This window comes from Paenibacillus whitsoniae, from assembly GCF_003955665.1.
GTDB lineage: Bacteria > Bacillota > Bacilli > Paenibacillales > NBRC-103111 > Paenibacillus_E > Paenibacillus_E whitsoniae.
Window position 1 is genome coordinate 1 of record NZ_RXHU01000041.1, and the last position, 25381, is coordinate 25381.

Consider the following 25381-nt stretch of genomic DNA (forward strand, 5'->3'; position numbering starts at 1 on the left):
AACTGGAATTTCTCCCGTACATTTACGCATTTCCGCCCAAATCGGCGTGCTGAACTGGAATTCTTCCAGTCTATTTTCCTATTTGGCAGCCATTCTCCAGAAGCGGCTGAAACGAACTGGAGGTTTTCCAGTTCAGTTGGCACGGTGGCCGTTTCCAAGCGAAATGAACTGGAGATGTTCCAGTCCATGGACACACCAAGCTGCTCAACTTGCTTGATGCCGTCTGGCTCCCGTCGTTATACAGCTCATAACTTGCTGCCTTAACCTGACAACATTGCGCTTGGCCGTTTACAGTTAGAAATAAAAAACCACCCGGCACAAATGCCGGATGGTCCTCCCGATTAAGCCAGCGTTGGCTGAATGCTGAAAAAGCCCAGCTCCGCCGCTTCCTCTTCCACTTCCTGCGGCACCGACCGTTGAATGTCGGCGCCTAGATCCCGCAGCACGTCGGTAATGTCGACGTAGCCGCGGTCAATATGGTGAACGCCGGTAATCTCCGTCTCACCGTCTGCCGCTAACGCGGCTAAAATCAGCGCCGCGCCCGCCCGCAGGTCGGTTGCGCATACTTTCGCGCCGCGCAGCTTCGTGTTGCCGCTAATAATCGCCGTGCGTCCATCTACCTTGATGGCGGCGTTCATGTTCGCGAACTCTTCGACGTGCATGAAACGGTTCTCGAACACGGTTTCCGTCACGAGGCTCGTGCCGTCCGCGACCATCAGCAGCGCCATCATCTGCGACTGCATGTCGGTCGGAAAACCCGGATACGGCAGCGTCTTCACGTCGACCGCGCGAAGCGGCCCACCGCCGCGTACGCGAATGCCGTTCTCGTCTTCCTCGATCTCGACACCCATTTCCTGCATTTTCGAAATGACAGGACGCAGGTGATCGCCGATCGCCCCCTCCATATACAGTTCACTGCCCGTAATGGCCGCTGCAATCATGTACGTTCCTGCTTCAACGCGATCCGGAATAACCGTATGTACCGCTCCGCAAAGCTTATGTACACCTTCAATACGAATAACACCCGTGCCAGCGCCGCGAATGACAGCGCCCATCGCATTCAAATAGTTCGCCAAGTCCACAATTTCCGGCTCTTTGGCGGCATTTTCAATAATCGTCGTGCCTTCCGCCAGCGTCGCGGCCATCATAATATTCTCTGTGGCGCCAACCGACGCGACATCGAGATAAATTTTGGCACCCTTGAGGCGACCTTTGACCCTTGCTTCAATGTAGCCCTGGCCCAGCTCAATGTCAGCCCCCATCGCTTCAAACCCTTTGAGATGCTGATCAATCGGTCTTGTACCGATCGCACAGCCCCCCGGCAGCGAAATTCTTGCTTGACCGAGACGGGCAAGCAAAGGCCCCATCACGAGGAAAGAGGCTCTCATTTTACGAACCAGCTCATAAGAGGCTTCACAGGTCTCAATCCGCCCTGCGCGAACCCGAATGGTCTGCCGGTTATATTCGACTTCAATCCCTAAACTTTGCAACACTTTATTAATGACCAGTACATCGTCAAGGGGAGGCGCATCGTGGATGATGCTTTCACCTTCCGATCCCAGGATGGAAGCTGCAATAATCGGCAGAACCGCATTTTTCGCTCCATTGATTCTCACACTGCCAGCTAACTTTCGGCCACCGCGGACGATAATTTTGCTCATCATGGTCCCTCCGCGAACTTATTTTATTTGACACATTTCGCACATTTCTTAATCTTATCATTGGTTGCCAGGTGGGCACAACTGTGTTCTTTTGGCATTCGGATAGCCCCACATAGAGTTCGTAGCAGCTCTCTATTTTGATACCGTTCTACTATCCATTGTTGACAACAAAGTTGCGCCTTATTCGGAATTCGCCATTAAAACATTCGGCTGAAGTCCAGGGAGAGACCTAAATATTGAATGAAAAAAGAGGCGACAAGATGCCCAAGCCCGATCGCCAGCAGGATCTGCAGCATGATCGCCTTCGCACCTTTCGGCTGTTTGAGCAGAACGTCAAAGCGAAACGCCTGCAGCGCCCACCACGCAAGACCGATGCAGGCAATATAGACCACAATATCCACCGTGTTCATCAGAGATGCGTATTTAGCTGCTTCGCTCCACTTATCCGTTTCACCCATTCGCCTCGCCTCTTCCTTCGCATATTATCGATTCAACAGTTTGGCTACAATCGTGAGAAATTCAGCCCGCGTCGCGCCGTCCTCCGGATGGAACGAGCCGTCCGGGTAGCCGCTGATCCAGCCGTCCGCCGCCATCTGCTTCACTATCCCGACACCCCAGTACGTCTCGCCGACATCCGGGTACGGTGAGTTCCCGCGCAGCTTGCCGCTCATCCCGAGCGCCTTGGCGACCATTTGTGTCATTTCCATTCGCGTCAGCCCGCGATTCGGACCGAACGTGCCGTCCGGGTAGCCGTCGACAATGCCCGCCTGCACGACCTTGGCAATATCCGCATAGCCCCAGAAGCTCGTCGCCACATCGCTAAAACGCAGCTCCCGCTGCTTCGTCAAATGCAAGGCCCGGGCCAACACCGTCGCCGCTTCCGCTCTGGACACAGGCTGATCCGGCGCAAAACGGTAGTTGCCGTAACCGCTAATAATGCCTTCGCTCGTCATCTCGCTGATCGTGCTTTGCGCCCAATGATTCTCGATATCCCGGTAACCGCTAATCAGCACAAAGCTGCTGATCTGCAGCCGGTACATCTGGCTCATAAACCACTGGTTCGCCCGCAGCTTAATATAATACGTACCGCCAGGCAGCGGCTTCTCGAACGCAAGACTCGTATTTCCGAGCGCGTTCTGATACGTGCCTAAATCCTTCATCGAACTGTCATAGAGCGTCGCGTACAGCAAACGAGTCGTCGGCAAATTCGTAAGCGACACCTGAGCGAGGCTTTCCTTCGGCAAACGGAATTCAAACCAATCGACATCCTCATTCCGGTTAAAAACACCCTCATACCCGCTATTCAACGCGGCAAAAGTCGCTTGATACGACTTGTCGTTCGGCTCATTGGGATCAATGAGCTTCGGGGTGTAGTCGATGTCGAGCGTGTACTCGCCCGTGATCGGCTCTATATAATCCTTCACATTACTGACCCGGATATAGTATTGCCCAGGCAATACATCCATCTGCGACGTAATTTCCATCCCGCCGTCGCCCGTCTGATCGTAGGTCAGCGATTTCTCGCCCTCCTTCTGAATGAACAGCATCGGATCGATACGACCCGTATCCGTCGTAACCTTGATGCGCATCGTACCGGAATGCTCCAGGTACATGGAGAACCAGTCGACGTCCCCTTTCTGATGGAACGTGCCTTGAATCGTCTGGCTGCGCTCCGGCAGGGCAAAAGCTTTATACTGCTTATCGTTATCCTCGAAAGGATCCGTATAAATGACAAAATCAGTCCGCAGCGCATAGTTCAGCGCTGTCTTGCGGGCGCGGTCGACGCCCTGCAGATGGATAAATGTGCGGCCTTTGCGCACATTCACTGTGAAGGGCTGGCTGCTATCCCCGCCGGCGACGAACGTCTCGCCGGAATCCACGCGCAGCCGGATGCCGCCCGTCGCCGAGCTCTCCTCCGGCTCCAGCCAAAACTGGAGCTGGCCGTCGTACGCCGTATCAATGGCGTACCAGTCCTGGTCCTGCGCGGAGCTGAGCGAGGCCTGGATGGCCGTATGCGCCGGCAGCAGCGCCGCCTGCGCCTGCGTGTCGTTCGGCTCGAAGCGGTCCTGCTTATACGGCTCTGTCAGCGCCTTTTGCACGTTCAGCAGCCCGTAGCCGGTCTTCGTGTCCCACCCCGGGGACATGAGGTCCTCCGCGGTCTGCTCCAGCTGTGAGCGCACCTGGAAGGCGCTCATGGCGGGGTACTTGCCCCAGACGAGCGCAGCGGCGCCGGCCACCTGCGGGGCCGCCATCGAGCTGCCGTCCTGGTACTGGTAACCGCCGCCGAGGGCGGTCGTGTACACGTCCCACGGCGCCATAATGTCCAGCTCCGGTCCGTAGTTGGACCGGGGATCAGCGGTGCGGTCGGGGCTTACGCCGCCGACGGCGAGCACCGGCGGATACGCCGCGGGGTATTTGACGCTGGTGCTCTCGTTGCCCACCGCGGCCACGAGCAGCACATTGCGATCTTCCGCGTACTGCACAATCCCTTGCAAATACGCCGAGTATTTGTTCAGGCCGAGCGAAAGCACGACGATCTTGGCGCCGTGGTCGACGGCATATTTGATGCCTTCGCCCAGCTTGGCTTCGTCGCCTGTGCCGTCTGATTCCAGCGCTTTGATCGGCATGATCCGGGCATTCGGCGCGATACCGGCAATGCCCTTGTCATTGTTCATCGCCGCGGCGATAATCCCGGCAACGTTCGTGCCGTGGCCATTATCGTCGTAAGGCTTCGCGCCGGGCAGGAGCAGATTGACGCCGTCCACCAGCCGTCCCGCGAGATCGGGATGCGTCAGATCGACGCCCGTATCGACGACCGCGACGATCAGCGGCGTACGCGTGTCCTCCGCGGCGGCCCAGGCGCCATTTATGTTAATCATATCTAAATAGGTTTGCTTCACCCGCATCGGATCCGAAGAAATAGGATAAGCTGCCGAGGCGGTCGTGACATGGCCGACCAAGCCGAGAACGAGCAGCACAACGAAGGGTCCTACGTATCGAAACCAGTTCATTCCATCAGGTCCTTTTAGTTCGAATTGAGCGTAAAAAATGCACTTCTCTATCTATACCACATTCCGCCGCTCCTCGATAGCTATAACGGTTTTTCTTCGCAAAAAGTTCAGACTTAGGAGCACTTTTTTTAGATGTATTTTCTGGATATGCCTATTTACTCGTGCTTACCCATTTTCGGCGGTAGTGAAACTACTGGATATGCAAAAAAAACCTCTCCCTGCTTATACGCAGAGAGAGGCTTGGAGTCGCACCTATCGAATAATAAAATCGCTCGTTAACGTAAAAATCGTGTCGATGCCTTTCAGCACCGCTTGCGGCACAACGCCGAGCGCGACGCTGACCAGCGCACACAGCCATACGACGATGCCCAGCGGCACGGACACACGAACCGGGGCCGGTTCGTAATCGCTGCGCATGAACATCTGCCGGACGATACCGAAGTAGTAGTACAGCGACACGACGCTGGTCGCGATCATGAGTGCGCCGAGCCAGTACTGCTGGGTCTGCATCGTGCCGAGGATGATGTAGAATTTCCCGAAGAATCCGCCGGAAAGCGGGATGCCCGCCAACGAGAGCACGAGCAGCACCATCGCCACGGCCGTCAGCGGCGCGCGGTAGTACAAGCCGGCGAAGCCTTTGGCCTCGGTGTGGCCTTCGGCAGCCTCGACAATCATCAGGACGGCGAATGCCCCGATATTCATCACCAGATACGCGATCAGGTAGAAGATGAATTCCGAGAAGTTCGCATAGTGCGTGACCGAGAAATACGTCGCAATCGGCACTAGAATATACCCGGCGTTCGCGATCCCGGAATAGGCCAGGAGCCTTTTCATATTCGTCTGCTTGAGCGCAGTGAAATTGCCCACGACCATCGCAATCGCGGCCATGACGGAGATTGCCAGAAACACATCCGATTGAAGCTTCGTACCTTCAAAGCTGTTGAACGCGAACAGCACGTAGAAGACGCGGAACAAAATCGCGAAGCCCGCCGCCTTGGAGACCACGGCCAGGAACGCCGTGACCGGCGTCGGCGCACCTTGGTACACATCCGGCGCCCAGCTGTGGAACGGGGCGGCGGCGATTTTGAAGCCGAAGCCGGCCAGCAGCAGGAAGAACGCCAGATAGAGCAGCGGCTCGTAGGAAGCCGCCAGCGTCGGCAGCGCCTGCCCGATTTCCATCAGGTTGGTCGAGCCCGACATGCCGTACAGGAACGACATGCCGTACAAAATAATGGCGGACGAAATCCCGCCCATCACCAAATATTTAAACGCGCCTTCGTTGGAAAGGCCGTCTTTCTTTTTCATAGCCACCAACAGGTAGGACGTAATGCTGAGCAGCTCCAATCCGACGTACAGCGTAATTAGATCGCCGGAGGAAGACATGATCATTGCGCCCAGCGCTGCCGGCAAATAAAAATAATAATACTCGCCAACGTGCGGGATGCTGTCTTCTTTGACAAAGCCGATGCTCATCAGCACGACCAATGCGGTGCCGGTGAGAACGAGCAGCTTCATGATATTCGAGAAGTCATCGACCCGGTAGCTGAAATTCAGCAACTGCACAGGCTCGGCGGGATTCAGCTGCAGCGTGACGAAAACGCCGGACACCACAATGCCCACAAGCGTCAGCCACCCGATAAACGTCCGATTAACGCGATTTGGCAAAGCGAGATCCAAGAGAGACAGGATGACCGCGGTCACAACCAGCGCCAGCTCAGGGAGCAGATACTGCAAATCGGAAGCTTGGAGTCGTAAAATCTGTTCCACTGGACTAACCTCCTATCTTCCCGGCTACGCTGTGGATCAACTGATCCAAGCTGCCGATGGTTTGTTGAAGCGGCTGCCCCAGCACGCTCGGGTACACGCCGAGCAGGAGAATAAAGGCGACGAGCACGATCATCGGCACCGCCTCGATCAGCCTCGCATCGCGCATGCCGGACTGCAGCAGCTCCGGCCGCTTCGGACCGAACGTGATGCTGAGCACCCCGCGCAGCACGTACACCGCTGCGAGGATGATGCCCAGTGTACCGATAATCGCGTACACGCGGTGGGTCTCGAAGAGTCCGAGGAAGGCGAGGAACTCACTGATAAAGCCGGATAGGCCCGGCAATCCGAGCGAGGCCATGCCTGCAATCAGCAGAATACCGCTGATAAAAGGGATCGATGACGCGAGCCCGCCCAGGGCGCTCAGCTGCGTCGTTTGCGTGCGCTCGTACAGGCTGCCGACGAGCAGGAACATCAGGGCGGAAATCAGACCGTGTGAGATCAACTGGAACACGGCGCCCTGCAGCCCTGAGATGTTAAAGGCGGCGAGGCCGAGCAGCACGATGCCCATATGCGAGATACTCGAATAAGCGAGTACGAGTTTGAAATCTTTTTGCACGATCGCGAGAATCGCGCCGTACACGATGTTGATGACGCCGAGTAGCGCCAGCACCCACGCCCACTTCTGAGCTTCCCCCGGGAAGAACAGAATGCCGAAACGGATGAGGCCGTACGCCCCCATTTTCAGCAAAATGCCCGAGTGAATCATAACCACAGCCGGAGGCGCCTCCGCATGCACTTTGAGCATCCACGTGTGGAACGGGAAGATCGGCAGTTTAATGCCGAATGCGACGAGCAGCAGAATGAACATCGTCCATTTCATCGCCGAGCTCAGGAAAAACGGTGTGCCCTCTTGATTCACGTACGCATTCGCGTCTTGAAGCAGGTTGTGCGCGATCGTTTGAATATCCCCGCTATAAGAGATGATGTTCTCCGTGGTAGAAGGATCCTGCGTAAAACCAGCCGTCGTTACGAGCAGAATGAATGCAATCAGCATAATCGCAGAGCCGAGACCGTTGTACAGCAAGAACTTGTTCGCCGCCTGCTCCCGGTTCATATAGCCCCATATACCGATCAGGAAGAACGTCGGGACAAGCGTAATTTCAAAGAACACGAAGAACAAGAACAGATCCTGCGCCATGAAAACGCCGAACATTCCCACTTCGAGCAGAAGAAACAGAATGTAGTACGTTTTCCAGCGTTTTTTGATGTAAACGGAAGCCAGCGCCGCCATCGAGGAAACCAAAGCCGTTAGGAACACAAGCGGCAGCGAGATGCCATCGACGGCAAGCGAGTATTTGAACTCGAAGAAAAAGCTTGAAATCTGCTGAATGCCCTCATGGTTGAGCGGCACTTTGATCCAACTCAGCGATTCCTTGTATTGCAGCGGATCGCCTTGAAAGTTGTAATCGGCGTACAGCCAGGCCGCCAGCAGCAGCGGAATGAACGTTGTCGCGATGCCGATTGTTTTGACAAGGCGGCCCCGGTCACCCGGGATGAACAGCAACACAAGCACACCAAGCAAGGGAGAAAGGGCAATCAGACTTAGAATAGGTAAGCTAGCCGGCATGGATGAACCTCCTTCCTGCAATCGCCAGCGCCAGAATCAGCATGCCGAGCAGCATGATGACGCCGTAGGATTGCAGCTGGCCGTTTTGAAGCCGGGAACCGAGGCGTCCCAGACTGACGACGCCGAAGGCCACGAGCCGCACGATGCCGTCAATGATGTAGACGTCGATGATGTCCAGTACCCAGCCCAGTCCACGCAGCGGTCTGACAATGATCGTGTCGTACAATTCATCCATGAAGTATTTGCGGTTGAGCAGCGTATACAGCCACGGCGCTTTGCTCGACACGACATCCCGAGGAATTGTCCGTTTAAGATAGATCAGGTAGCCAAGCCCGATGCCAAGCAGACCCGCCAGCGTCGACAGGATGATGACCGCCCAATTGGCTGTCTCGTCATGCTCCTGCCCAGTGAGCCAGTGGCCCAGCCATTCGTTGAACGGCGTGTTCACGAAACCGGCAATGACCGCCAGCACGGCCAAAATAATGAGCGGCGTCGTCATCGAAGCCGGAGATTCATGCGGCTCATGCGCAGCATGATGATCCTCGTCGTGCGCAGCGTCCTCATGGACGGCTTTGCCTCGCGCCTCGCCCATAAAGACTAGGAAGAACAGACGCGACATATAGAACGCCGTGAAGAAGGCGGCGATGACGCCGACCCAGAACAGCAGCTTGTTGTGATCGTACGCTTCGCTGAGAATCATATCCTTCGACCAGAAGCCTGCAAACGGGAAAATACCGGACAAAGCCAGCGTACCGATCGCAAACGTCCACGTCGTTATTTTCATTTTGCGGGACAGCCCGCCCATTTCGTTAATGTCCTGCGTATGTACGGCATGGATCACGCTGCCAGCGCCCAAGAAGAGCAGTGCTTTGAAGAAAGCATGCGTGAACAGGTGGAACATCCCCGACGTGTACGACACGCCGATACCCAGCGCCATCATCATGTAACCGAGCTGGCTGACGGTCGAGTACGCGAGAATGCGCTTGATGTCGTTCTGCGCGATGCCGATAGTGGCAGCGAAGATGGCCGTAAAGCCCCCCACGTAAGCAACCACGGTCAACGCATCCGGCGAAGCATGGAAAATATCAAATGTGCGCGCCACGAGGTACACACCGGCGGCAACCATCGTTGCGGCATGGATGAGCGCCGAAATCGGCGTCGGTCCTTCCATCGCATCGGGCAGCCATGTGTGCAGCGGGAATTGGCCGGATTTGCCGATCGCGCCGACAAAGATCAGTACAGCGATCCAGGTCACAATCGTTGGGTCAATTTTGCCCGTCGTGAACGCATTGTGGATCGAGGTGAAATCCAGCGCATGCCCAGGCATATACCAGTACAGCAGGAGGATCGCAATGAATAAACCGACGTCCCCGATGCGGGTGACGATGAACGCTTTTTTCGCTGCGGCTCTCGCCTCCGGCTTGAAGTACCAGAAACCGACGAGCAGGAACGAGCAGACGCCCACCAGCTCCCAGAAGATGTACAGCTCGAGCATATTTTCAGAAATAACCAGGCCCAGCATGGAGAACGAGAACAGCGCGATATACGCAAAGAAGACGTGAATGCGCTCGTCGCCTTTCATGTAGCCCTTGGAGTAGATGTTGACCAAGAGGGAAACCAGCGTCACGATGACAAGCATCAGCGCGTTCAGGTTGTTGACCTCAAACCCCATGCGGAGCGAGAAGTCGCCGACCTGCAGCCAGTTCATTTTATCCCACGTGTAGTCTTCGACATTGCCGCCAACCCGCTCGATGAAAATAAGCAGCGCCACGATAAACGAGGCGAGCATCGCAACAATGCTGATGTAGATGCCTACATCTTTTAATTGACGTCCCATCGCCGTGAGCGCAAGAAATGCAAGCAGCGGAAACAATGGAATGAGCCATGCGTACTGTGAGTAGTCCGATACCATATCCGTGTTCGCCCCCTAGCGCTTCATGGAATCCAGATCCGTCACATCTGAAGTTCCTTTATTCCGGTAAATCGCAATCAGAATCGCAACGCCGACAGCCGCTTCGGCCGCCGCAATTGTAATGTTAAAGAGAGAGAAAATCTGGCCGGTCAGCGCAGGATGGTCACCAAGCTTCGAGAACGCCACCAGGTTCAGGTTGACCGCGTTCAGCATCAGCTCGATCGACAGCAGCACGATAATGCCGCTCCGCTTGGTCAGCGCGCCGTACAGCCCGATGCAGAACAGGATGGCTGCCAATGTTAGATAATGCGTAATAATCGTCCCCACCGCTAATCCTCCTCTCGCTTCGCCACGACGATCGCCCCGATAAAGGCCACCGTCAGCAGCACCGACATGATTTCAAAAGGAATGACATGCACGTTATACAGCAGCTTCCCGATTTCCAGCGTGTTGTCTTTCCCCGCATCCAGCGTGCCGTTCGCAACGAACGTGGACTTTTGAATCGCGTAGAAAATAACCCCGAACAGCGCCAGCGAGCCGACAATCGCCAGCCCTTCGTGCCAAGGACGGCGCGGTGCTTCCTCCGCTTCACCTCTATGTCTCGTCATCATAATGCCGAAGATCATCAGAATTGAAATCGCACCCGCATAGATCAGCACCTGCACAAAAGCGACAAACTCCGCTTCCAGAATAATGTAGAGGCCTGCCAAACTGATAAACGTCAGAGCAACCGCGACGACCATGTGGACGACCTTCGTGAACGAAATCATGAAGATCGCGCCGCCGATCGCCAGCAAGGCGAAAACAAAGAACATCCAGCTCGTGCCACTGGACAGGAAATCTCCAAGTCCGCTAAAGCTAAACATCTTTCTTCGCGCCCCCTTTCGGCATGGCCGAATTGTTCTCTTGGCGAATGTTCTGGTTGTTCTCGTTCAGCCACTCCAGATTTTTGAACAGATCGTCCCGGCTGTACGTGCTCAGTTCGAAGTTATTGGTCATGACGATCGCTTCCGTCGGACACACTTCGGTGCACAGGTCGCACAAAATGCAAATTTCAAAGTTAATGTCGTACGTATCGATAACCTTCCCCTTCTTCTCAGGGTCTGGGTTCGCTTTCCCCGTCAGCGTGATACATTCCGTTGGACAGATGCGCGCGCACTGGTTGCAGACGATGCATTTCTCGGGATCAAAATGCTGGATTCCGCGAAAGCGGTCGGGCATTTGAATCGGAACATCCGGATAGGCGTACGTAATTTTCTTTTGGGTCATGCTTTTAAACGTAAAGCCGAGACCTTTCATGATCCCTTTCATAACGGTTCAACTCCTTAGAAAATGGTCATGATGATCGCCGTCACCAGCATATTCACGAGCGCGAGCGGCAGCAGCACTTTCCAGCCGAAGCCCATCAATTGATCAATGCGTACCCGCGGCAGCGTCGCGCGCAGCCAGAACAGGAAGAACACCACGAGCGAGAATTTCAGCAGGAACCAGATAATGCCCGGAATGAAGTCCAGGAATTCGAAAGGCGCATGCCACCCGCCCAGGAAAAGCAAGCTGGTCAAGGACGCGATCACGAAGACGTACACATACTCGGCCAACATGTAAAAAGCAAAACGGAATCCGCTGTACTCGACGTGGTAACCGGCTACCAGCTCGGACTCTGCCTCCGGCAGGTCGAACGGCGTCCGATTCAACTCGGAAACCCCGGCAATCACGAAAATGATAAACCCGAGAATTTGCGGGATGAAATTCCAGTGCCAGAAGCCTCCGGCTTGATGGTCGACCATCGCATGCAAGTTCAGCGTGCCGGTCATCATGATGACCCCGATCACGGAAATGACGAGTGGTACTTCGTAGGAGATCATCTGCGCAGCCGAACGCATTCCGCCGAGCAGTGCATATTTATTGTTGGAGGCCCAACCGCCGAGAATAATCCCGATCGTCGAGAGCCCGGTGAGTGCGACATAAAACAGCAAGCCGACGTTCAGATTGGCGTTGAACATCCGATCCGAGAACGGAATCGTAGCGATAATCGTGAACGCAGGAATGAAGGTAATGATCGGCGCAAGGATGAACAGCTCGCGCTCGGCTTTCTTCGGAATCGTATCTTCCTTGATCAGCAGCTTCATAACGTCCGCGACGCTCTGCAAGAGCCCCAGCGGCCCTGTGCGGTTCGGTCCGATCCGCAGCTGCATCCAGCCGATGACTTTGCGCTCGAAGTAAATGGCATAGGTGACGAAGCCAAGGACGAGCAGCAGCATGACGATGCCCCAGAACAGGAAGACGAGGAAATTCGTCCACGTGAGGCTCTGTTCCAATAATCCTGTCATTAGGCGTCAACCTCCCCTACGACAATATCGATACCGCCAAGAATCGTAATCAGATTCGTCATCGTTTCTCCTACAAGCAGCTTTGGCAAAATTTGCAGGTTCACGAAGGAAGGTCGCCGGAATTTAAGCCGGAACGGTTCTTGTTTTCCCCGGGAAATAATGTAGCAGCCGATCTCGCCGCGTGGCGATTCAATAGCCGCATATACTTCGCCTTCCGGCGGACGAATGACCCTCGGCACTTTGCCCATGGTGTCGCCTTGCTCCGGAATTTGCGCGAGGGCCTGCTCCAGAATGCGCAGAGATTGCTTCACTTCTTCCATCCGCACGAGATAGCGGTCGTAGCAGTCGCCGCCGGTGCGCACCGGCACATCGAATTCAAAGCGGCTGTAGAGGCTGTACGGCTGTGTTTTGCGGATGTCCCAGTCGATGCCCGTGCAGCGCAGGTTGGCCCCGCTGAGGCCGTAGGCGATGGCTGTCTCCGCATCGTATTTGCCGACGCCCTTGATCCGGGACAAGAAAATTTCGTTGCCGGTCACGAGTGTATGGTATTCTTCCAATTTCTTGTACATGTACGGAATGAACGCCCGGACTTTATCCAGCCAGCCCGGAGGCGCGTCCCATTTGACACCGCCTACGCGCATGTAGTTGTACGTGAGACGGGCGCCGCACAATTCGTTAAACATATCGATGATCATTTCCCGGTCGCGGAAGGCGAACAGGAACGGGCTCATCGCCCCGATGTCGAGCAGGTACGTGCCCCACCATACCATGTGGGAGGCGATGCGCTGCAGCTCCATCACGATCAGGCGCAGGAAGTCAGCCCGCTCGGGGATTTCCAGCCCCATCATTTTCTCCACAGCATTGACGAGCACGTAGTTATTGGTCATCGCCGACACGTAATCCATGCGGTCCGTGTACGGGATGATTTGCGTATAGTTGAGGTTCTCAGCGAGCTTTTCGGTACCTCTATGTAAGTAGCCCATGACGGGGATAGCTTCTTTAATAATTTCCCCGTCCAGCTTGACAATGACGCGAAATACGCCGTGCGTGCTGGGATGCTGGGGGCCGACGTTAAGCAGGAGTTCTTCTGTCCGTAACACGTGCTACACCTCCGGATCGAGCGGTTCGTAGTCTTTGCGCAGAGGATGACCCACCCAATCGTCGGGCATCATGATTCGCACTAAATTCGGATGGCCGGGGAAGTCGATCCCGAGCAGGTCGTACACTTCGCGCTCGTTCCAGTTCGCCGTCGGCCAAATGTCCGTGACGGACGGGATGTTCGGGTTCTCACGGTCGGTCTTGACCTTTACGCAGAACTCGTGGCGATGCGAGAGCGACAGCAGGTGATATGCTACCTCCAGATGCGTCTCCTGGTCCACGCCCGAGAGGTTGCGCAAATAGTTGCAGCGCAGCTCCTCGTGGTCGCGCAGCGTCGTAGCCGCCTGCACCCACCGGGTGCTGTGCACGACGATGTATGGCCGGTGTCCGTCCTTCTCGTTGATAAAGGCATCCACGATCGCGTCTTCGCCGGCCTCGGCCTTGACGATCGCCACCAGCCGGTCTAGCAGCGGCTGGTTTGGCGAAGGCTCTTTCGGCGCGGCGGGCTCCGCCGCATCGGTTTTGGCGCCGCGTGCTGCCGCACGCGCGGCGCGGGCTTCTGCGGCGGCCGCTGCTTTGGCCGCCTTCTCGTCGTCGCCGCCGTCTGCGGACGCCGGCGCTGGGGTTGCTGCCGACGCTGGCTCGGCAGCTCCGTCCGCCGCCGCGCGCGCAGCTAGGCGCGCGGCCCGTGCCGCGGCGCGCTGCGCAGCCGCGTCGTCGGCGCCTGGCTTGCCCGCGTCAGCGGCAAGCCCTTCGCTCGCCGGCGGCGTCGCAGGCGCCGGCGTTTCATTCGCCGATGCCGCTGGGCCATCGGCCTTCTCGCCTGGCACCTCAGCTTCCGCCGGTGCCTGACCTTCCTGCGCCGCTTGCTCCGCTGGCGCCGCACCTGCCTCTCGCTTCGCAGGCTCGGTCGTGCTTGCTGCCTCAGCCGGCGTGCTCGCTTCGGAAGCCGTCGTTTCCTCGCTCGGCTTTACCGTTTCCTCCGGCTTTTTCTCCTCGCTCATCGGTTCGTCACCTGCTTCCCGGTCTTCGCTTCATAGCGAATCTTCTCCTGAAGCTTGTTGATGCCGTAGATCAACGCAGCCGGATTCGGCGGGCAGCCTGGGATATAGACATCCACGGGCACGATCTGGTCGACTCCTTTTACAACAGAATAGGAACGTACATAAGGTCCGCCTGCGGTTGCGCAGGAACCCATCGCAATAACCCATTTCGGCTCCGGCATCTGTTCGTAAAGACGGCGCAACAAAGGAGCCATTTTCTTCGTAACCGTCCCTGCGACAATCATCACATCGGATTGACGGGGCGACGTACGGAAGATGACTCCAAATCGGTCTAAATCATAGTGAGAACCGCCTGTTCCCATCATTTCAATGGCACAGCAAGCGAGACCAAACGTTAGCGGCCACAGGGAATTACTGCGGGCCCATGCCTTAATTTGCTCCAAAGTCGTCATGAACACATTGCGGTCAAGCTCTTCGCGTTCTTGCGGGGAAATCGTTTCTAGACTGAAGTCCATTGCAGCACCTTCTTCTTCCAAGCGTATATTAAACCTATGGCTAGCAAGGCTACAAAAATACACATCTCAACGAGGGCAAACAAACCAAGCTGATTAAAAGCAACAGCCCACGGATACAGGAACACGGTTTCCACATCGAAAATGACAAACATCAACGCAAACAAATAATAACGAATGTTAAATCGAATCTGACCTTCCCCTACGGGTTCATTTCCACTCTCATACGTCGTGTACTTCTCCTCGATCGGCTTCGTCGGTCTTAACCATTTACCAATCGTCAGCGCAGCTATGGGCAGGAAAATCCCGAGTCCCAAGAAGATCGCTACGATTACATAATTATTTGTGTACAACATGTAAATGTAACCGCCTCCAATTCATAGTCCTTGTCTTTTACAGCTCAGCAGTTCTGGTAATAATCGCCTTTTATAGTATAACAAAAAGGCCTTAGGGCGTCGATGCCTAATTGACAAGCCTTGCCCAGACGAGGGTTAAGCTTGCGACTTTTTCTAATTTTTCCCTGCCGCCCCTTTCGTATACCTCCTGCGTACAAATCCAACGCATAGGGTAATACTATGCAAGGGAATTCGACCTAAGACCTTGTCTGAGTTCCCGACAACCGACAACCCTCAACCCCCATACCCGAAAGGATGAAGAAACCATGGCAACTGCAACCAAACAGCACCGTACAAATGAAACGGTAGAGGAAACCGGCGCTTATATTTGTGAAGCCGGCAAAGTTCAAGAGCTTACGCAGGGTGAGAAGTTCCCCAATTGTCCGGTTAGCGGCACTGCGACAACCTGGCGCCATGTCAATCATACGCACCAGACCGGCGAGAACGTGACGGAGTCCGGCGAGTACCAAGACGCAGACGGTCAAAAGATTACGCTTGAAGCCGGCAGCACCTTCCCTGCCTGCCCGAAAACGGGTCAATCGACCTCTTGGCATCATGTAAGCTAAATTTACTGCAAGCAAAAAGGGCTACCCCCGCATTCACTTTCGTGAATCATGGGGTAGCCCTCTTTCGTATGCTTATTTACCGGATACACCAATCCGATTCAGTGCCCTTTGCAGCGATGCTTCCGCACGCTTGAAGTCCACGTTCTCTTGCTTCGTTTCCGCAAGACGCTTCTCCGCACGCTCTTTCGCCGCTTTCGCACGATCGACATCAATTTGTTCCGGCAGCTCGGCGCTTTCCGCCAAAATAACCACCTTGTCCTTGCGGACTTCCATGAAACCGCCGTTCACGGCTAAGACTTGGTCTTTTTGACCTTGTTTCTTAACCGTGATCGGAGCAATTTTGAGTGGAGTTACAAGTGGAATGTGATTCGGCAGAATACCAAGCTCTCCTGCAACACCCTTCACGCTGACCATGTTCACGTCTTCCGCGTACACTTTGCGCTCCGGAGTAACAATTTCAAGTAGGAATGTACTCACTTGGATTCTCCTTCCTGTAAGTTTCGCCTAAGCAAAACCGGCTTCGAAAGCTTAGCTAGCGTACGCCTTACAGCGTTTTCGCTTTTGCAATCGCGTCTTCGATCGTTCCTACGTTGTGGAACGCAACTTCAGGAAGATCATCGTGCTTGCCTTCAAGAACTTCTTTAAAGCTGCGCACAGTTTCTTTCAAAGGTACGTACAAGCCTGGGAAGCCGTTGAACGGCTCAGCAACGTGAAGCGGCTGAGACAAGAACAGACGGAGACGACGCGCACGAGTAACGACCAATTTGTCCTCGTCGGACAACTCATCCATACCCAGAATCGCGATGATATCCAAAAGCTCTTTGTAACGTTGCAGCACTTGCTTAACGCCTTGTGCTACTTTATAGTGCTCTTCGCCTACGATTTCAGGCGCCAAGACACGGGAAGAGGAAGCCAGCGGGTCAACGGCAGGGAAGATACCTGCAGCCGCGATGCTACGCTCCAAGTTTGTTGTTGCATCCAAGTGTGCGAACGCAGTAGCCGGAGCTGGATCCGTATAGTCATCCGCAGGAACGTAGATCGCTTGAATCGATGTTACGGAACCTTTTTTCGTGGATGTAATACGCTCTTGCAATTGACCCATCTCTGTTGCAAGCGTTGGTTGGTAACCTACCGCGGAAGGCATACGGCCCAGCAATGCGGATACCTCGGAACCTGCTTGTGTGAAACGGAAGATGTTGTCGATGAACAGCAGAACGTCTCTGCCTTCAACGTCACGGAAGTATTCCGCCATTGTCAAACCAGTCAAGGCTACGCGAAGACGTGCGCCAGGAGGCTCGTTCATTTGGCCGAACACCATCGCTGTTTTCGCGATAACGCCGGAGTCGCTCATCTCGTGGTAAAGGTCATTACCTTCACGAGTACGTTCACCAACGCCCGCGAATACGGAGATACCGCCGTGCTCTTGTGCGATGTTGTGGATCAGCTCTTGCATCGTTACGGTTTTACCTACACCCGCACCGCCGAAGAGACCGATTTTACCGCCTTTTGCGTAAGGCGCCATCAAGTCGATAACTTTAATACCCGTTTCCAGAATTTCCGATTTGGTCGACAAGTTGTCGAATTTCGGAGCTTCTTTGTGGATTGGGCTAGTCAATGTACGGTCAACCGTGTCATTGCCGTCGATAGGCTCACCGACAACGTTGAACACGCGGCCCAATGTTGCTGTACCAACCGGTACAGTAATCGGAGCGCCTTGGTCTACGGCTTCAGCACCACGGACAAGTCCGTCTGTGGAAGACATCGCAACGCAACGAACGAGGTTGTCACCGAGGTGAACAGCCGCTTCAACGGTAATAGAAACCGTTTGTCCGTTTTCTGTTTTTTCAATTTTGATTGCATTCAGAATTTCAGGAAGCTGTCCGCGCTCGAACTCAATGTCGACGACAGGCCCTGTAATATTCACAACGCGCCCTTTGCTCATGGTTTCCCTCCTAAGAAAAGCTTTGCCTCTAGCCGAGGACTTTTATGAATTAAGCGTTCGCGTTCGCGCCGCTGACGATTTCCGCAATTTCTTGCGTAATCGCTGCTTGACGCGCCCGGTTGTACGCCAGTGTGTAATCGCCGATCATCTTCGTAGCATTCTTCGTCGCTGAGTTCATCGCTGTCATTCTCGCGCCAAACTCACTCGCTTTGCCTTCCAGTACTGCGCTGTAAATAATGGTTTCCGCATATTTCGGAAGCAATACTTCCAGCACGCCTTCTGCAGACGGCTCATACTCGTAGCTCGCTGTCGTCTGGCTGGTCACTTCCTCCATCGGAAGTAAACGAACCATGGTTGGCACTTGGCTGATCGCGTTTTGGAACTTGTTGTAGACCAGGAACAACTGGTCATACGTACCGTTCACAAAGTTATTCACGGCCGAAGCTGCGATGGACTTAATGTCCGCGAAAGTCGGGGAATCCGGAAGGCCTGTTACTTCCTGCACGATCGGCACATCGCGTTTCGAGAAGAAGTTGCTTCCTTTACGACCGATTACAAAAACCGAGTATTCCGACTTCGATTGATGTCTTTCACGAATTTCGCTCATCGCTTTACGCAAGACGTTCGCATTGTAACCGCCCGCCAAACCGCGATCCGAAGTAATCACCAAATAGGCGGTTTTCTTCACGTCGCGCGTTTGCAGCATCGGGTGTTTCACGCCTTTCGTTCCTGCCGCGATGCTCGCTACGACTTCTTTCAGCTTATCCGAGTAAGGACGAGCCGCTTCCGCCGCTTGCTGCGCACGACGCAAGTTCGCTGCCGCGACCATCTCCATCGCACGCGTAATTTGCTTCGTGTTTTGAGTCGATTTAATCTGGCGCTTAATCTCGCGCATTCCTTTTGCCATACCTGTCACCTCTCTTTTGAGGCCTTGGAGAGCCTTCATTCGAAGGCCTGATCTCAGGCGCCGGAGCGCCCAATCTCAGGCAACATGCGGACAGCCTGCGCCGGGCAGGCTACCCTCTATTATTCAGAAACTGCGAAGCTCTTTTTGAATGTGTTGATTGCATCAACCAACGCTTTATCGGTATCCGCAGGAATATCTTTCGTATCGCGAATGCTGTTCAAGATTTCCGAACGGTTGGATTCCAAGTAAGCCAAGAATTGCGCTTCAAAACGTGTAACGTCTTGAACCGGGATGTCGTCCAAGTGGCCTTTGACTACTGTGTACAAGGAGCAAACTTGTTTCTCGAGGGAAAGCGGTTGGTTAACCCCTTGCTTCAAGATTTCAAGTGTACGAACCCCACGGTCAAGGCGCGCCTTAGTCGCTCTATCAAGGTCGGAACCGAACGCTGCGAACGCGGCAAGCTCACGGTATTGAGCCAAGTCGACACGCAGTGTACCGGCAACTTTTTTCATTGCCTTCGTTTGAGCGGAACCACCTACACGGGATACGGAGTTACCAACGTTAACCGCTGGACGCTGACCGGAGTAGAAGAGGTCGGACTCAAGGAAGATTTGACCGTCCGTAATGGAAATTACGTTCGTCGGAATGTAAGCGGAGATGTCGCCTGCTTGTGTTTCGATGAAAGGAAGTGCAGTAATCGAACCGCCGCCCAGCTCATCGTTCAATTTCGCAGCGCGCTCCAGCAAACGGGAGTGCAGGTAGAATACGTCACCTGGATAAGCTTCACGACCTGGTGGACGGCGAAGCAAGAGGGACAACTCACGGTATGCCGCAGCTTGTTTGGACAAGTCATCATAGACGATCAGGACGTGCTCGCCTTTGTACATGAAGTATTCGCCCATTGCGCAACCGGAGTATGGTGCCAACCACAGCATCGGAGATGGCTCGGATGCGGAAGCCGTTACAACGATTGTGTAATCCAACGCGCCTGCAGCACGAAGTTTTTCAACTACGCCTACAACCGTGGATTGTTTTTGACCAATTGCAACGTAGATACATTTCACGCCGTTGCCTTTTTGGTTGATGATCGCATCGATTGCGATCGAGGTTTTACCTGTTTGACGGTCGCCGATGATAAGCTCACGTTGGCCACGGCCAACTGGAACCATCGCATCGATCGCTTTGATACCTGTTTGCATTGGCTCATGAACGGATTTACGAGCCATAACGCCCGGCGCCATGTTCTCAACAGGGCGGAATTCCGTTGTTGCGATTGGACCTTGACCGTCCACCGGCTGACCCAAGGAGTTCACGACACGGCCGAGCAGAGCTTCCCCTACAGGAACCTCCATGATCCGTCCAGTACGTTTTACTTGGTCGCCTTCACGGATGTCTTTGTAAGGTCCGAGAATAACGATACCTACGTTGCTCTCTTCCAAGTTAAATGCATAGCCGAGTACGCCGTTTGGAAACTCGAGCAGCTCGCCCGCCATAACGTTTTCCAAGCCGTGAGCACGAGCGATACCGTCACCTACTTGGATAACAGTACCCACATCAACCACTTGGATATCGGAATTAAAGTTTTCAATCTGTTGCTTAATCAATAAGCTGATTTCTTCCGGTTTGATACTCAACGAACTTCACCCCTATTCTTACAGTGCTTGTTGTTAAACCAACGCTTTAGACAAACGATCCAGTTTGCCGGACAAACTGCCGTCATATAAACGATCACCGATTCGCACTTGCATGCCGCCAAGCAGTTTAGGCTCGACAACGTTCGACACTCGAATCGTTTTACCTGTAATTTTGCTGAATTGGGAAGCCACTTCCGCTTGCTGCGCATCAGAAAGACCTGCAGCCGAATACACAACCGCAGTCGCTTGTCCAAGTGCCTCGTCGGCAACTTTGGCAAACTCGTTAACCAATGCGTTCAAAATGGATTGTCTTCCTTTATCGATCAAGACCAGCAGCGTATTCCACACCGGCTCGGAAACTTTGCCTTCGAAAATCTGCTTCAGCAGGTCCGTTTTCGAGGACGTCCCGACATTCGGATGGTTAAGGATCTTCTGCAGGTCTGCATTCTCCTTAATCGCACTAGCTACAGATTTCAGCTCTTCTTCGACTTGGGAAATAATTCCTTTTTCCTTCGCTACTTCGAACAGAGCTCTGGCATAACGCTTCGCTACGACGATGTCACTCATACCTTGCCTCCTACCTCTTTGAGGTAATGCTCAACAAGTTCTTCTTGGGACTTCTCGTCGATTTGTTTTTCGATAATTTTCGAAGCGATCAGCACGGACATTGCGCCCACTTGGCTGCGCAGAGCAGCAACAGCTTTCGTCTTCTCATTCTCGATATCTTTCAGCGCTTCTTCTTTCAGACGAACGGCTTCCGCACCAGCAGCATGAATAATATCATCCGCTTGCTTGGAACCGGTTTGTTTCGCTTGCTCGATAATTTCGTAAGCTTCTTTGCGCGTTTGTTGCAGCGCTTGTTTTTGTTCCTCTAACAGTTGATCAGCTAACTTACGGCTGTCCTCAGCTGTTTGAATTTGCTCTTTCACCAGCTGTCTGCGCTTTTCCATCATGCCGAACAGAGGACCGAACGCAAATTTGGAAAGCAGGATATACAAAATCAAAAACGCAACGATCTGTATAAAAAATGTGGACCATTCAATATGCAAGTAACGTCACTCCCTTCTGATAACGTGGGCAAAACGAAGGCGTGGTGGCAGCTGTGGCCATCAACGCCAAACGGTTTCTTAAGCTTTACCCATAAAGATGAACGCAAGAACGAGCGCAACGACCGGCATTGCTTCTACCAGACCTACACCGATAAACATTGTTGTTTGAAGCGTACCACGAAGTTCTGGTTGACGGGAAATACCTTCCAAAGCGCGACCTACGATCAAACCGTTACCGATACCAGCACCGAGTGCTCCCAAACCGAATACGATACCTGCTGCTACTAATGCGATTGCTCCCATTGTGAAAATCCTCCCTTAAACTCATTAAAGTTTGTTTTGTTTTTTATAAGTGACTCGAGACTAACCCGAGGTAAGTCTTGCTCTTAATGCTCTTCTTCGTGAATCAACGTTTGCGAGATATACACCATCGTCAACATTGTGAAAACGAAGGCTTGAATTGCGCCTACGAACACAGAGAAGCCCTGCCATACAAATAACGGTGCAACGCCGAACCAGCCTGCTCCGATGATGACAGAAATCATAATTTCACCTGCATAAATGTTCCCGTAGAGACGGAAAGCGAGCGTCAGCGGCTTGGAGACCACTTCAATCAAGTGAAGAATCAACATCGCGCCTTTGTACTCAAAGTAATGCGCAAAGTAATGTTTCGTGTTTCTCGTAATCCCGAGATAGTGACTGAGCACGATGACGATCACCGTGAGCGCGCCTGTTACAGCGATGTCCGCCGTCGGCGATTTCCACCAGGATACGTGATCTTCCGTCACAATTGAGAAGGGAAGACCCAGCATGTTGCCGATAAAGATGTACATGATCAGCGTCAGGCCCAGTGCGATAAAGCCTTTGCCGTGCTTGGAACCGATCGTGCTTCCGATAATGCCCTCAACAAACTCAATCGTCCATTCCATGAAGTTTTGCATTTTGGAAGGATTCGATACGGAGAGCTTGCGAGTACCTGCGAAAGCAAGAATAAGAACGATTACCGTTGTAATCCCGATCATCATCAGTGCTGATGCGTCGAAGTGAAACCCTAACCACTCAAACTCTGGTACCTTATGTTCCATTTTTCCATTTTCACCCCTTTCAATCGTTGAAGTTACATCGTGGAATTACTTTGACCTTCGATTAGAAACAATACCCAGTACGAGTGTTGCCAATTGAGCAAAAAAGTATCCAACGATTGTCGTAGTCAGCGCAACTTGCTCCGGATACCGGACGGCAACCAGTCCTGCGAATCCGGCAATGGCCGCTCGCGTCAGGAAGCCAAGGGTTACCTTGCGCCCTTTCTGCTCTATTGCAGCTGCCGCCATCTTGTTGATTTTGTAGGCTAGAAATCTTGCGTTAATCATGCTCGCCAAAGAGCCGAGCATGATGCCGGCAATGTAAACCCGGTAATCGACAAAAAACGCCCATGCAGCCAAACAAAAGGATAAAAAGAAAAGAAAGATGTTTTGAACCGTTTTCAGAGTGGCTGAAAATTCGTCCATCATAGCCCTCCGTACCGCTTAATCATGAAGTAAATGCTGATGATGCCGGTTACAAGCCCCAACAGGAACCCGCCTAACAACCAGAACTGTCCGCCCAGCATGCGGCTAAGCCAATCTCCGAAGAAATAGCCGGCTGCCAAACATACGACAAGATCGATGCCGATTGCACTTGTTAACGCAACTGCACGCCACGGATTATCGTTGTTCGAATTGTTCCGTTTCATCGCATCCTCCCGGGAGTTTTCCACATGGAAAACCCGCTCCGTAGACATAGTTCTACGAATCCTCATTCATTGTACTTAAGCGCTGCAAGGTTTGTCAATTGACGGAACTTCATTTGTGACATCTCACAAAACCGCTTAGAGCCTTGGGCCCCAAGGGTTTGCGAGTTTTCAAACCAAACAGTCCAACTGTACGCTGTAGCGTTTGTCATGATTTTGTCACGGTTGGAAAGGCTGTGGTCGTTCGGACGTTCTTCCGAAGTGATGGAGAATGCCTTTCACGATACGCTCGGACGCTTTGCCATCGCCGTAAGGGTTGGCCGCTTGACTCATTTTGTTGTACAGTTCAGGGTCTGTCAGCAGGGCGCGCGCACGCGTGTAGACCGCTTCTTCGTCCGTGCCGACAAGCTCCAGCGTTCCTGCATCGATGCCTTCCGGACGCTCCGTCGTATCGCGCAGGACAAGCACCGGCACGCCGAAAGAAGGCGCTTCTTCTTGAATACCACCGGAGTCTGTCAAAATCATGTGGGTATGCGGGTAAAAGTTATGGGTCTCCACGACATCCAGTGGATCAACCAGTTTGATACGAGGGTGATTGCCCAAAATCTCATGAGCAGGCCCTTGAACGGCCGGGCTCAGATGCACCGGATAGACGATCGCGATGTCCTCAAACTCGTCGGCGATGCGGCGCACCGCACGGAAAATCTGGCGATGCGGCTCCCCTTGCGATTCCCGGCGGTGGGCCGTCATCAGAATCAGCTTGCGTCCGCCCACCCAGTCCAGAATCGGGTGCCGGTAGTCTTTTTCCACCGTATATTGGAACACATCCGTTACCGTATTGCCGGTCACATAAATCTGCGACTCGGATTTGTTCTCCTTACGCAGGTTGTTCGCCGACAGATCGGTAGGCGCAAAATGCAAATCAGCCAGCACGCCGGTAAGCTGACGGTTCATCTCCTCCGGATACGGGGACATTTTGTTCCACGTGCGCAGACCCGCTTCAACGTGACCGACCGCGATTTTCTGCATAAAAGCCGCATAGCTCGCGAGGAACGTCGTCAACGTGTCGCCGTGCACCAGAATAAGATCCGGCTGCGCTTCCTGGAACACAGGCTCAAGGCCTTGCAGCACGCGCATCGTAATTTCGTTCAACGTCTGGCGGTCTTTCATGACGTTCAGGTCGTAATCCGGGGTGATTTTAAAAATTTCAAGCACCTGATCCAGCATTTGACGATGCTGCGCTGTCACGCAGACGAGCGACTCGATCTGTTCCGGATGTTTCTCCAGCTCCAGGATCAGCGGCGCCATTTTAATCGCTTCAGGTCTTGTTCCAAAGATCGTAATCACTTTCAAGCGTTTCATCGGTTTCCTCTCCTTAGGTAAACTAGGCGACTTTCCGAAATAAAGTACCGCTAAGCTTCAGACAAATTGTCGAGGTCCATGGAGGCTCTGTCTGAAAAAACGGGCGGTAATTTTGAAAAGTGCCCTTAATCCGTACCATACAAACGGTCGCCGGCATCGCCGAGCCCTGGCACGATGTAACCGTGCTCGTTCAAGTGGCTGTCCAGCGCTGCGACGTAAATATCGACGTCCGGATGCGCTTCCTGTACCGCTTTCACACCCTCTGGCGCGGCAATCAGGCACATCAGCTTAATGCGCGAGCAGCCCCGTTTCTTGAGCACCTCAATGGCCGCATTGGCCGAACCGCCGGTCGCCAGCATCGGGTCGATCACGAGCAAGTCGCGCTCCAGCACATCCTTCGGCAGCTTCACGTAGTACTCAACAGGCTGCAGTGTCTCCTCATCGCGGTACAAGCCGACATGCCCGACTTTGGCCGCGGGAATCAGCTTGAGCACCCCATCGACCATGCCGAGGCCCGCACGCAAAATCGGGATCAACCCCAGCATGCGACCGGAGATAACGTTGCTCTTCGCCGTTGTAACCGGCGTCTTGACGTCCACTTGTTCCAGCGGAATGTCTCTCGTAATCTCATACACCATCAGTGTCGCCACTTCATCGACCAACGCCCGAAAATCCTTCGTGGTCGTATTCTCATCCCGAATGTAGGTCAGTTTATGTTGGATAAGCGGATGATCGCAAATAAAAAGCTGTCCCATAGTTTCCTCCTAAAATAAACGGCTATGCTATGTAATTCGACGTGTTTCCCTACATTTTAGACTAAAATTCGGCAAACCTCGTTTATTATATCATATGTTATCCTAAAAAACCGCCTGAGA

Annotated in this window: 28 protein-coding genes; 2 read left to right on the plus strand and 26 right to left on the minus strand. The window is 53.7% G+C overall.

The genetic code is table 11. The features are described 5' to 3' along the window. Positions 1 to 264 (plus strand): hypothetical protein (locus EJQ19_RS32200; RefSeq protein WP_206438422.1); only part of this gene is annotated, 264 nt, incomplete at its 5' end. 77 nt (positions 265 to 341) lie between these two features. On the opposite strand, the gene murA is transcribed toward EJQ19_RS32200, so the two are convergent. The 14 genes from murA to EJQ19_RS14495 all read right to left on the minus strand — a co-directional run bounded on the left by murA (position 342) and on the right by EJQ19_RS14495 (position 15278). Further along, a complete protein-coding gene (gene murA / locus EJQ19_RS14430) occupies positions 342 to 1661 on the minus strand; it encodes a UDP-N-acetylglucosamine 1-carboxyvinyltransferase (RefSeq protein ID WP_126141940.1) in 1320 nt (439 codons plus the stop codon). A gap of 197 nt (positions 1662 to 1858) precedes the next feature. Then, positions 1859 to 2119, minus strand: a complete 261-nt coding sequence (locus EJQ19_RS14435) for a DUF1146 family protein (protein ID WP_241242909.1) — start codon at positions 2117 to 2119, stop codon at positions 1859 to 1861. Positions 2120 to 2143: 24 nt separating this feature from the next. After that, a complete protein-coding gene (locus EJQ19_RS14440; RefSeq protein WP_126141941.1) occupies positions 2144 to 4672 on the minus strand; it encodes a S8 family serine peptidase in 2529 nt (842 codons plus the stop codon). Positions 4673 to 4924: 252 nt separating this feature from the next. Then, positions 4925 to 6439 (minus strand): NADH-quinone oxidoreductase subunit N, encoded by a 1515-nt coding sequence (locus tag EJQ19_RS14445; RefSeq protein WP_126141942.1) that lies wholly within the window; start codon positions 6437 to 6439, stop codon positions 4925 to 4927. A gap of 4 nt (positions 6440 to 6443) precedes the next feature. After that, a complete protein-coding gene (locus EJQ19_RS14450; protein ID WP_126141943.1) occupies positions 6444 to 8066 on the minus strand; it encodes a complex I subunit 4 family protein in 1623 nt (540 codons plus the stop codon). After that, positions 8056 to 9978, minus strand: a complete 1923-nt coding sequence (gene nuoL / locus EJQ19_RS14455) for an NADH-quinone oxidoreductase subunit L (RefSeq protein WP_126141944.1) — start codon at positions 9976 to 9978, stop codon at positions 8056 to 8058. The genes EJQ19_RS14450 and nuoL overlap by 11 nt, the downstream gene beginning before the upstream one ends. Positions 9979 to 9993: 15 nt before the next feature. After that, entirely contained in the window at positions 9994 to 10305 is a 312-nt protein-coding gene (nuoK, locus tag EJQ19_RS14460) for an NADH-quinone oxidoreductase subunit NuoK (RefSeq protein WP_126141945.1), read from the minus strand. Positions 10306 to 10307: 2 nt separating this feature from the next. Beyond that, positions 10308 to 10844 (minus strand): NADH-quinone oxidoreductase subunit J, encoded by a 537-nt coding sequence (locus tag EJQ19_RS14465; protein ID WP_126141946.1) that lies wholly within the window; start codon positions 10842 to 10844, stop codon positions 10308 to 10310. Then, on the minus strand, positions 10837 to 11289 hold the full coding sequence (gene nuoI, locus EJQ19_RS14470; RefSeq protein WP_126141947.1) for an NADH-quinone oxidoreductase subunit NuoI: 453 nt from the start codon (positions 11287 to 11289) through the stop codon (positions 10837 to 10839). The genes EJQ19_RS14465 and nuoI overlap by 8 nt, the downstream gene beginning before the upstream one ends. A 14-nt stretch (positions 11290 to 11303) precedes the next feature. Continuing rightward, positions 11304 to 12308: an NADH-quinone oxidoreductase subunit NuoH gene (gene nuoH, locus EJQ19_RS14475; RefSeq protein ID WP_126141948.1), complete on the minus strand. Its 1005-nt coding sequence runs from the start codon at positions 12306 to 12308 to the stop codon at positions 11304 to 11306. After that, positions 12308 to 13408: an NADH-quinone oxidoreductase subunit D gene (locus EJQ19_RS14480; protein WP_126141949.1), complete on the minus strand. Its 1101-nt coding sequence runs from the start codon at positions 13406 to 13408 to the stop codon at positions 12308 to 12310. Before EJQ19_RS14480 ends, nuoH begins: the two co-directional genes overlap by 1 nt. A 3-nt stretch (positions 13409 to 13411) precedes the next feature. Next, entirely contained in the window at positions 13412 to 14410 is a 999-nt protein-coding gene (locus tag EJQ19_RS14485; RefSeq protein ID WP_126141950.1) for an NADH-quinone oxidoreductase subunit C, read from the minus strand. Continuing rightward, entirely contained in the window at positions 14407 to 14925 is a 519-nt protein-coding gene (locus EJQ19_RS14490; protein WP_126141951.1) for a NuoB/complex I 20 kDa subunit family protein, read from the minus strand. Before EJQ19_RS14490 ends, EJQ19_RS14485 begins: the two co-directional genes overlap by 4 nt. Continuing rightward, positions 14910 to 15278 carry an NADH-quinone oxidoreductase subunit A gene (locus EJQ19_RS14495; RefSeq protein WP_206438423.1) on the minus strand — a complete coding sequence of 123 codons (369 nt, stop codon included), beginning with the start codon at positions 15276 to 15278 and terminating at the stop codon, positions 14910 to 14912. Before EJQ19_RS14495 ends, EJQ19_RS14490 begins: the two co-directional genes overlap by 16 nt. Positions 15279 to 15583: 305 nt before the next feature. Between EJQ19_RS14495 and EJQ19_RS14500 the strand changes: the two genes are divergently transcribed. Next, positions 15584 to 15883 carry a hypothetical protein gene (locus EJQ19_RS14500; RefSeq protein ID WP_126141952.1) on the plus strand — a complete coding sequence of 100 codons (300 nt, stop codon included), beginning with the start codon at positions 15584 to 15586 and terminating at the stop codon, positions 15881 to 15883. Positions 15884 to 15955: 72 nt separating this feature from the next. On the opposite strand, the gene EJQ19_RS14505 is transcribed toward EJQ19_RS14500, so the two are convergent. The 12 genes from EJQ19_RS14505 to upp form a co-directional block, all read right to left on the minus strand. Further along, a complete protein-coding gene (locus tag EJQ19_RS14505; RefSeq protein ID WP_126141953.1) occupies positions 15956 to 16360 on the minus strand; it encodes a F0F1 ATP synthase subunit epsilon in 405 nt (134 codons plus the stop codon). Positions 16361 to 16427: 67 nt separating this feature from the next. Beyond that, complete coding sequence (gene atpD / locus EJQ19_RS14510; protein ID WP_126141954.1) at positions 16428 to 17825, minus strand: F0F1 ATP synthase subunit beta; 1398 nt, start codon at positions 17823 to 17825, stop codon at positions 16428 to 16430. Positions 17826 to 17874: 49 nt separating this feature from the next. Further along, positions 17875 to 18732: an ATP synthase F1 subunit gamma gene (gene atpG / locus EJQ19_RS14515; protein ID WP_126141955.1), complete on the minus strand. Its 858-nt coding sequence runs from the start codon at positions 18730 to 18732 to the stop codon at positions 17875 to 17877. A gap of 119 nt (positions 18733 to 18851) precedes the next feature. Beyond that, the gene (gene atpA, locus EJQ19_RS14520) at positions 18852 to 20366 is read right to left on the minus strand and encodes a F0F1 ATP synthase subunit alpha (RefSeq protein ID WP_126141956.1); all 1515 of its coding nucleotides are present in this window, start codon (positions 20364 to 20366) and stop codon (positions 18852 to 18854) included. Positions 20367 to 20399: 33 nt separating this feature from the next. Then, the gene (locus EJQ19_RS14525) at positions 20400 to 20933 is read right to left on the minus strand and encodes a F0F1 ATP synthase subunit delta (protein ID WP_126141957.1); all 534 of its coding nucleotides are present in this window, start codon (positions 20931 to 20933) and stop codon (positions 20400 to 20402) included. Further along, the gene (gene atpF, locus EJQ19_RS14530) at positions 20930 to 21415 is read right to left on the minus strand and encodes a F0F1 ATP synthase subunit B (protein WP_126141958.1); all 486 of its coding nucleotides are present in this window, start codon (positions 21413 to 21415) and stop codon (positions 20930 to 20932) included. The genes EJQ19_RS14525 and atpF overlap by 4 nt, the downstream gene beginning before the upstream one ends. A gap of 78 nt (positions 21416 to 21493) precedes the next feature. Continuing rightward, entirely contained in the window at positions 21494 to 21718 is a 225-nt protein-coding gene (gene atpE / locus EJQ19_RS14535) for a F0F1 ATP synthase subunit C (RefSeq protein ID WP_028556930.1), read from the minus strand. An 83-nt stretch (positions 21719 to 21801) separates the two neighbouring features. Continuing rightward, positions 21802 to 22500, minus strand: coding sequence for a F0F1 ATP synthase subunit A (gene atpB, locus EJQ19_RS14540; RefSeq protein ID WP_126141959.1), 699 nt, complete (start codon positions 22498 to 22500; stop codon positions 21802 to 21804). A 45-nt stretch (positions 22501 to 22545) separates the two neighbouring features. Continuing rightward, complete coding sequence (locus EJQ19_RS14545) at positions 22546 to 22923, minus strand: ATP synthase subunit I (protein ID WP_126141960.1); 378 nt, start codon at positions 22921 to 22923, stop codon at positions 22546 to 22548. Continuing rightward, on the minus strand, positions 22923 to 23147 hold the full coding sequence (locus EJQ19_RS14550) for an AtpZ/AtpI family protein (RefSeq protein ID WP_126141961.1): 225 nt from the start codon (positions 23145 to 23147) through the stop codon (positions 22923 to 22925). The genes EJQ19_RS14545 and EJQ19_RS14550 overlap by 1 nt, the downstream gene beginning before the upstream one ends. A gap of 216 nt (positions 23148 to 23363) precedes the next feature. Then, positions 23364 to 24506 (minus strand): non-hydrolyzing UDP-N-acetylglucosamine 2-epimerase, encoded by a 1143-nt coding sequence (gene wecB, locus EJQ19_RS14555; protein WP_126141962.1) that lies wholly within the window; start codon positions 24504 to 24506, stop codon positions 23364 to 23366. A gap of 125 nt (positions 24507 to 24631) precedes the next feature. Further along, a complete protein-coding gene (upp, locus tag EJQ19_RS14560) occupies positions 24632 to 25261 on the minus strand; it encodes a uracil phosphoribosyltransferase (RefSeq protein WP_126141963.1) in 630 nt (209 codons plus the stop codon). Positions 25262 to 25381: the final 120 nt, after the last annotated feature.

Excerpts from the sequence above, each read along its gene's own strand:
- murA (WP_126141940.1), bottom strand. The coding sequence starts at position 1,661 with ATGAGCAAAATTATCGTCCGCGGTGGCCGAAAGTTAGCTGGCAGTGTG.
- EJQ19_RS14435 (WP_241242909.1), bottom strand. The coding sequence starts at position 2,119 with ATGGGTGAAACGGATAAGTGGAGCGAAGCAGCTAAATACGCATCTCTG.
- EJQ19_RS14440 (WP_126141941.1), bottom strand. The coding sequence starts at position 4,672 with ATGAACTGGTTTCGATACGTAGGACCCTTCGTTGTGCTGCTCGTTCTC.
- EJQ19_RS14450 (WP_126141943.1), bottom strand. The coding sequence starts at position 8,066 with ATGCCGGCTAGCTTACCTATTCTAAGTCTGATTGCCCTTTCTCCCTTG.
- nuoL (WP_126141944.1), bottom strand. The coding sequence starts at position 9,978 with ATGGTATCGGACTACTCACAGTACGCATGGCTCATTCCATTGTTTCCG.
- EJQ19_RS14465 (WP_126141946.1), bottom strand. The coding sequence starts at position 10,844 with ATGTTTAGCTTTAGCGGACTTGGAGATTTCCTGTCCAGTGGCACGAGC.
- nuoI (WP_126141947.1), bottom strand. The coding sequence starts at position 11,289 with ATGAAAGGGATCATGAAAGGTCTCGGCTTTACGTTTAAAAGCATGACC.
- nuoH (WP_126141948.1), bottom strand. The coding sequence starts at position 12,308 with ATGACAGGATTATTGGAACAGAGCCTCACGTGGACGAATTTCCTCGTC.
- EJQ19_RS14485 (WP_126141950.1), bottom strand. The coding sequence starts at position 14,410 with ATGAGCGAGGAGAAAAAGCCGGAGGAAACGGTAAAGCCGAGCGAGGAA.
- EJQ19_RS14490 (WP_126141951.1), bottom strand. The coding sequence starts at position 14,925 with ATGGACTTCAGTCTAGAAACGATTTCCCCGCAAGAACGCGAAGAGCTT.
- EJQ19_RS14495 (WP_206438423.1), bottom strand. The coding sequence starts at position 15,278 with ATGTTGTACACAAATAATTATGTAATCGTAGCGATCTTCTTGGGACTC.
- EJQ19_RS14500 (WP_126141952.1), top strand. The coding sequence starts at position 15,584 with ATGGCAACTGCAACCAAACAGCACCGTACAAATGAAACGGTAGAGGAA.
- atpD (WP_126141954.1), bottom strand. The coding sequence starts at position 17,825 with ATGAGCAAAGGGCGCGTTGTGAATATTACAGGGCCTGTCGTCGACATT.
- atpG (WP_126141955.1), bottom strand. The coding sequence starts at position 18,732 with ATGGCAAAAGGAATGCGCGAGATTAAGCGCCAGATTAAATCGACTCAA.
- EJQ19_RS14525 (WP_126141957.1), bottom strand. The coding sequence starts at position 20,933 with ATGAGTGACATCGTCGTAGCGAAGCGTTATGCCAGAGCTCTGTTCGAA.
- atpE (WP_028556930.1), bottom strand. The coding sequence starts at position 21,718 with ATGGGAGCAATCGCATTAGTAGCAGCAGGTATCGTATTCGGTTTGGGA.
- atpB (WP_126141959.1), bottom strand. The coding sequence starts at position 22,500 with ATGGAACATAAGGTACCAGAGTTTGAGTGGTTAGGGTTTCACTTCGAC.
- EJQ19_RS14545 (WP_126141960.1), bottom strand. The coding sequence starts at position 22,923 with ATGGACGAATTTTCAGCCACTCTGAAAACGGTTCAAAACATCTTTCTT.
- EJQ19_RS14550 (WP_126141961.1), bottom strand. The coding sequence starts at position 23,147 with ATGAAACGGAACAATTCGAACAACGATAATCCGTGGCGTGCAGTTGCG.
- wecB (WP_126141962.1), bottom strand. The coding sequence starts at position 24,506 with ATGAAACGCTTGAAAGTGATTACGATCTTTGGAACAAGACCTGAAGCG.
- upp (WP_126141963.1), bottom strand. The coding sequence starts at position 25,261 with ATGGGACAGCTTTTTATTTGCGATCATCCGCTTATCCAACATAAACTG.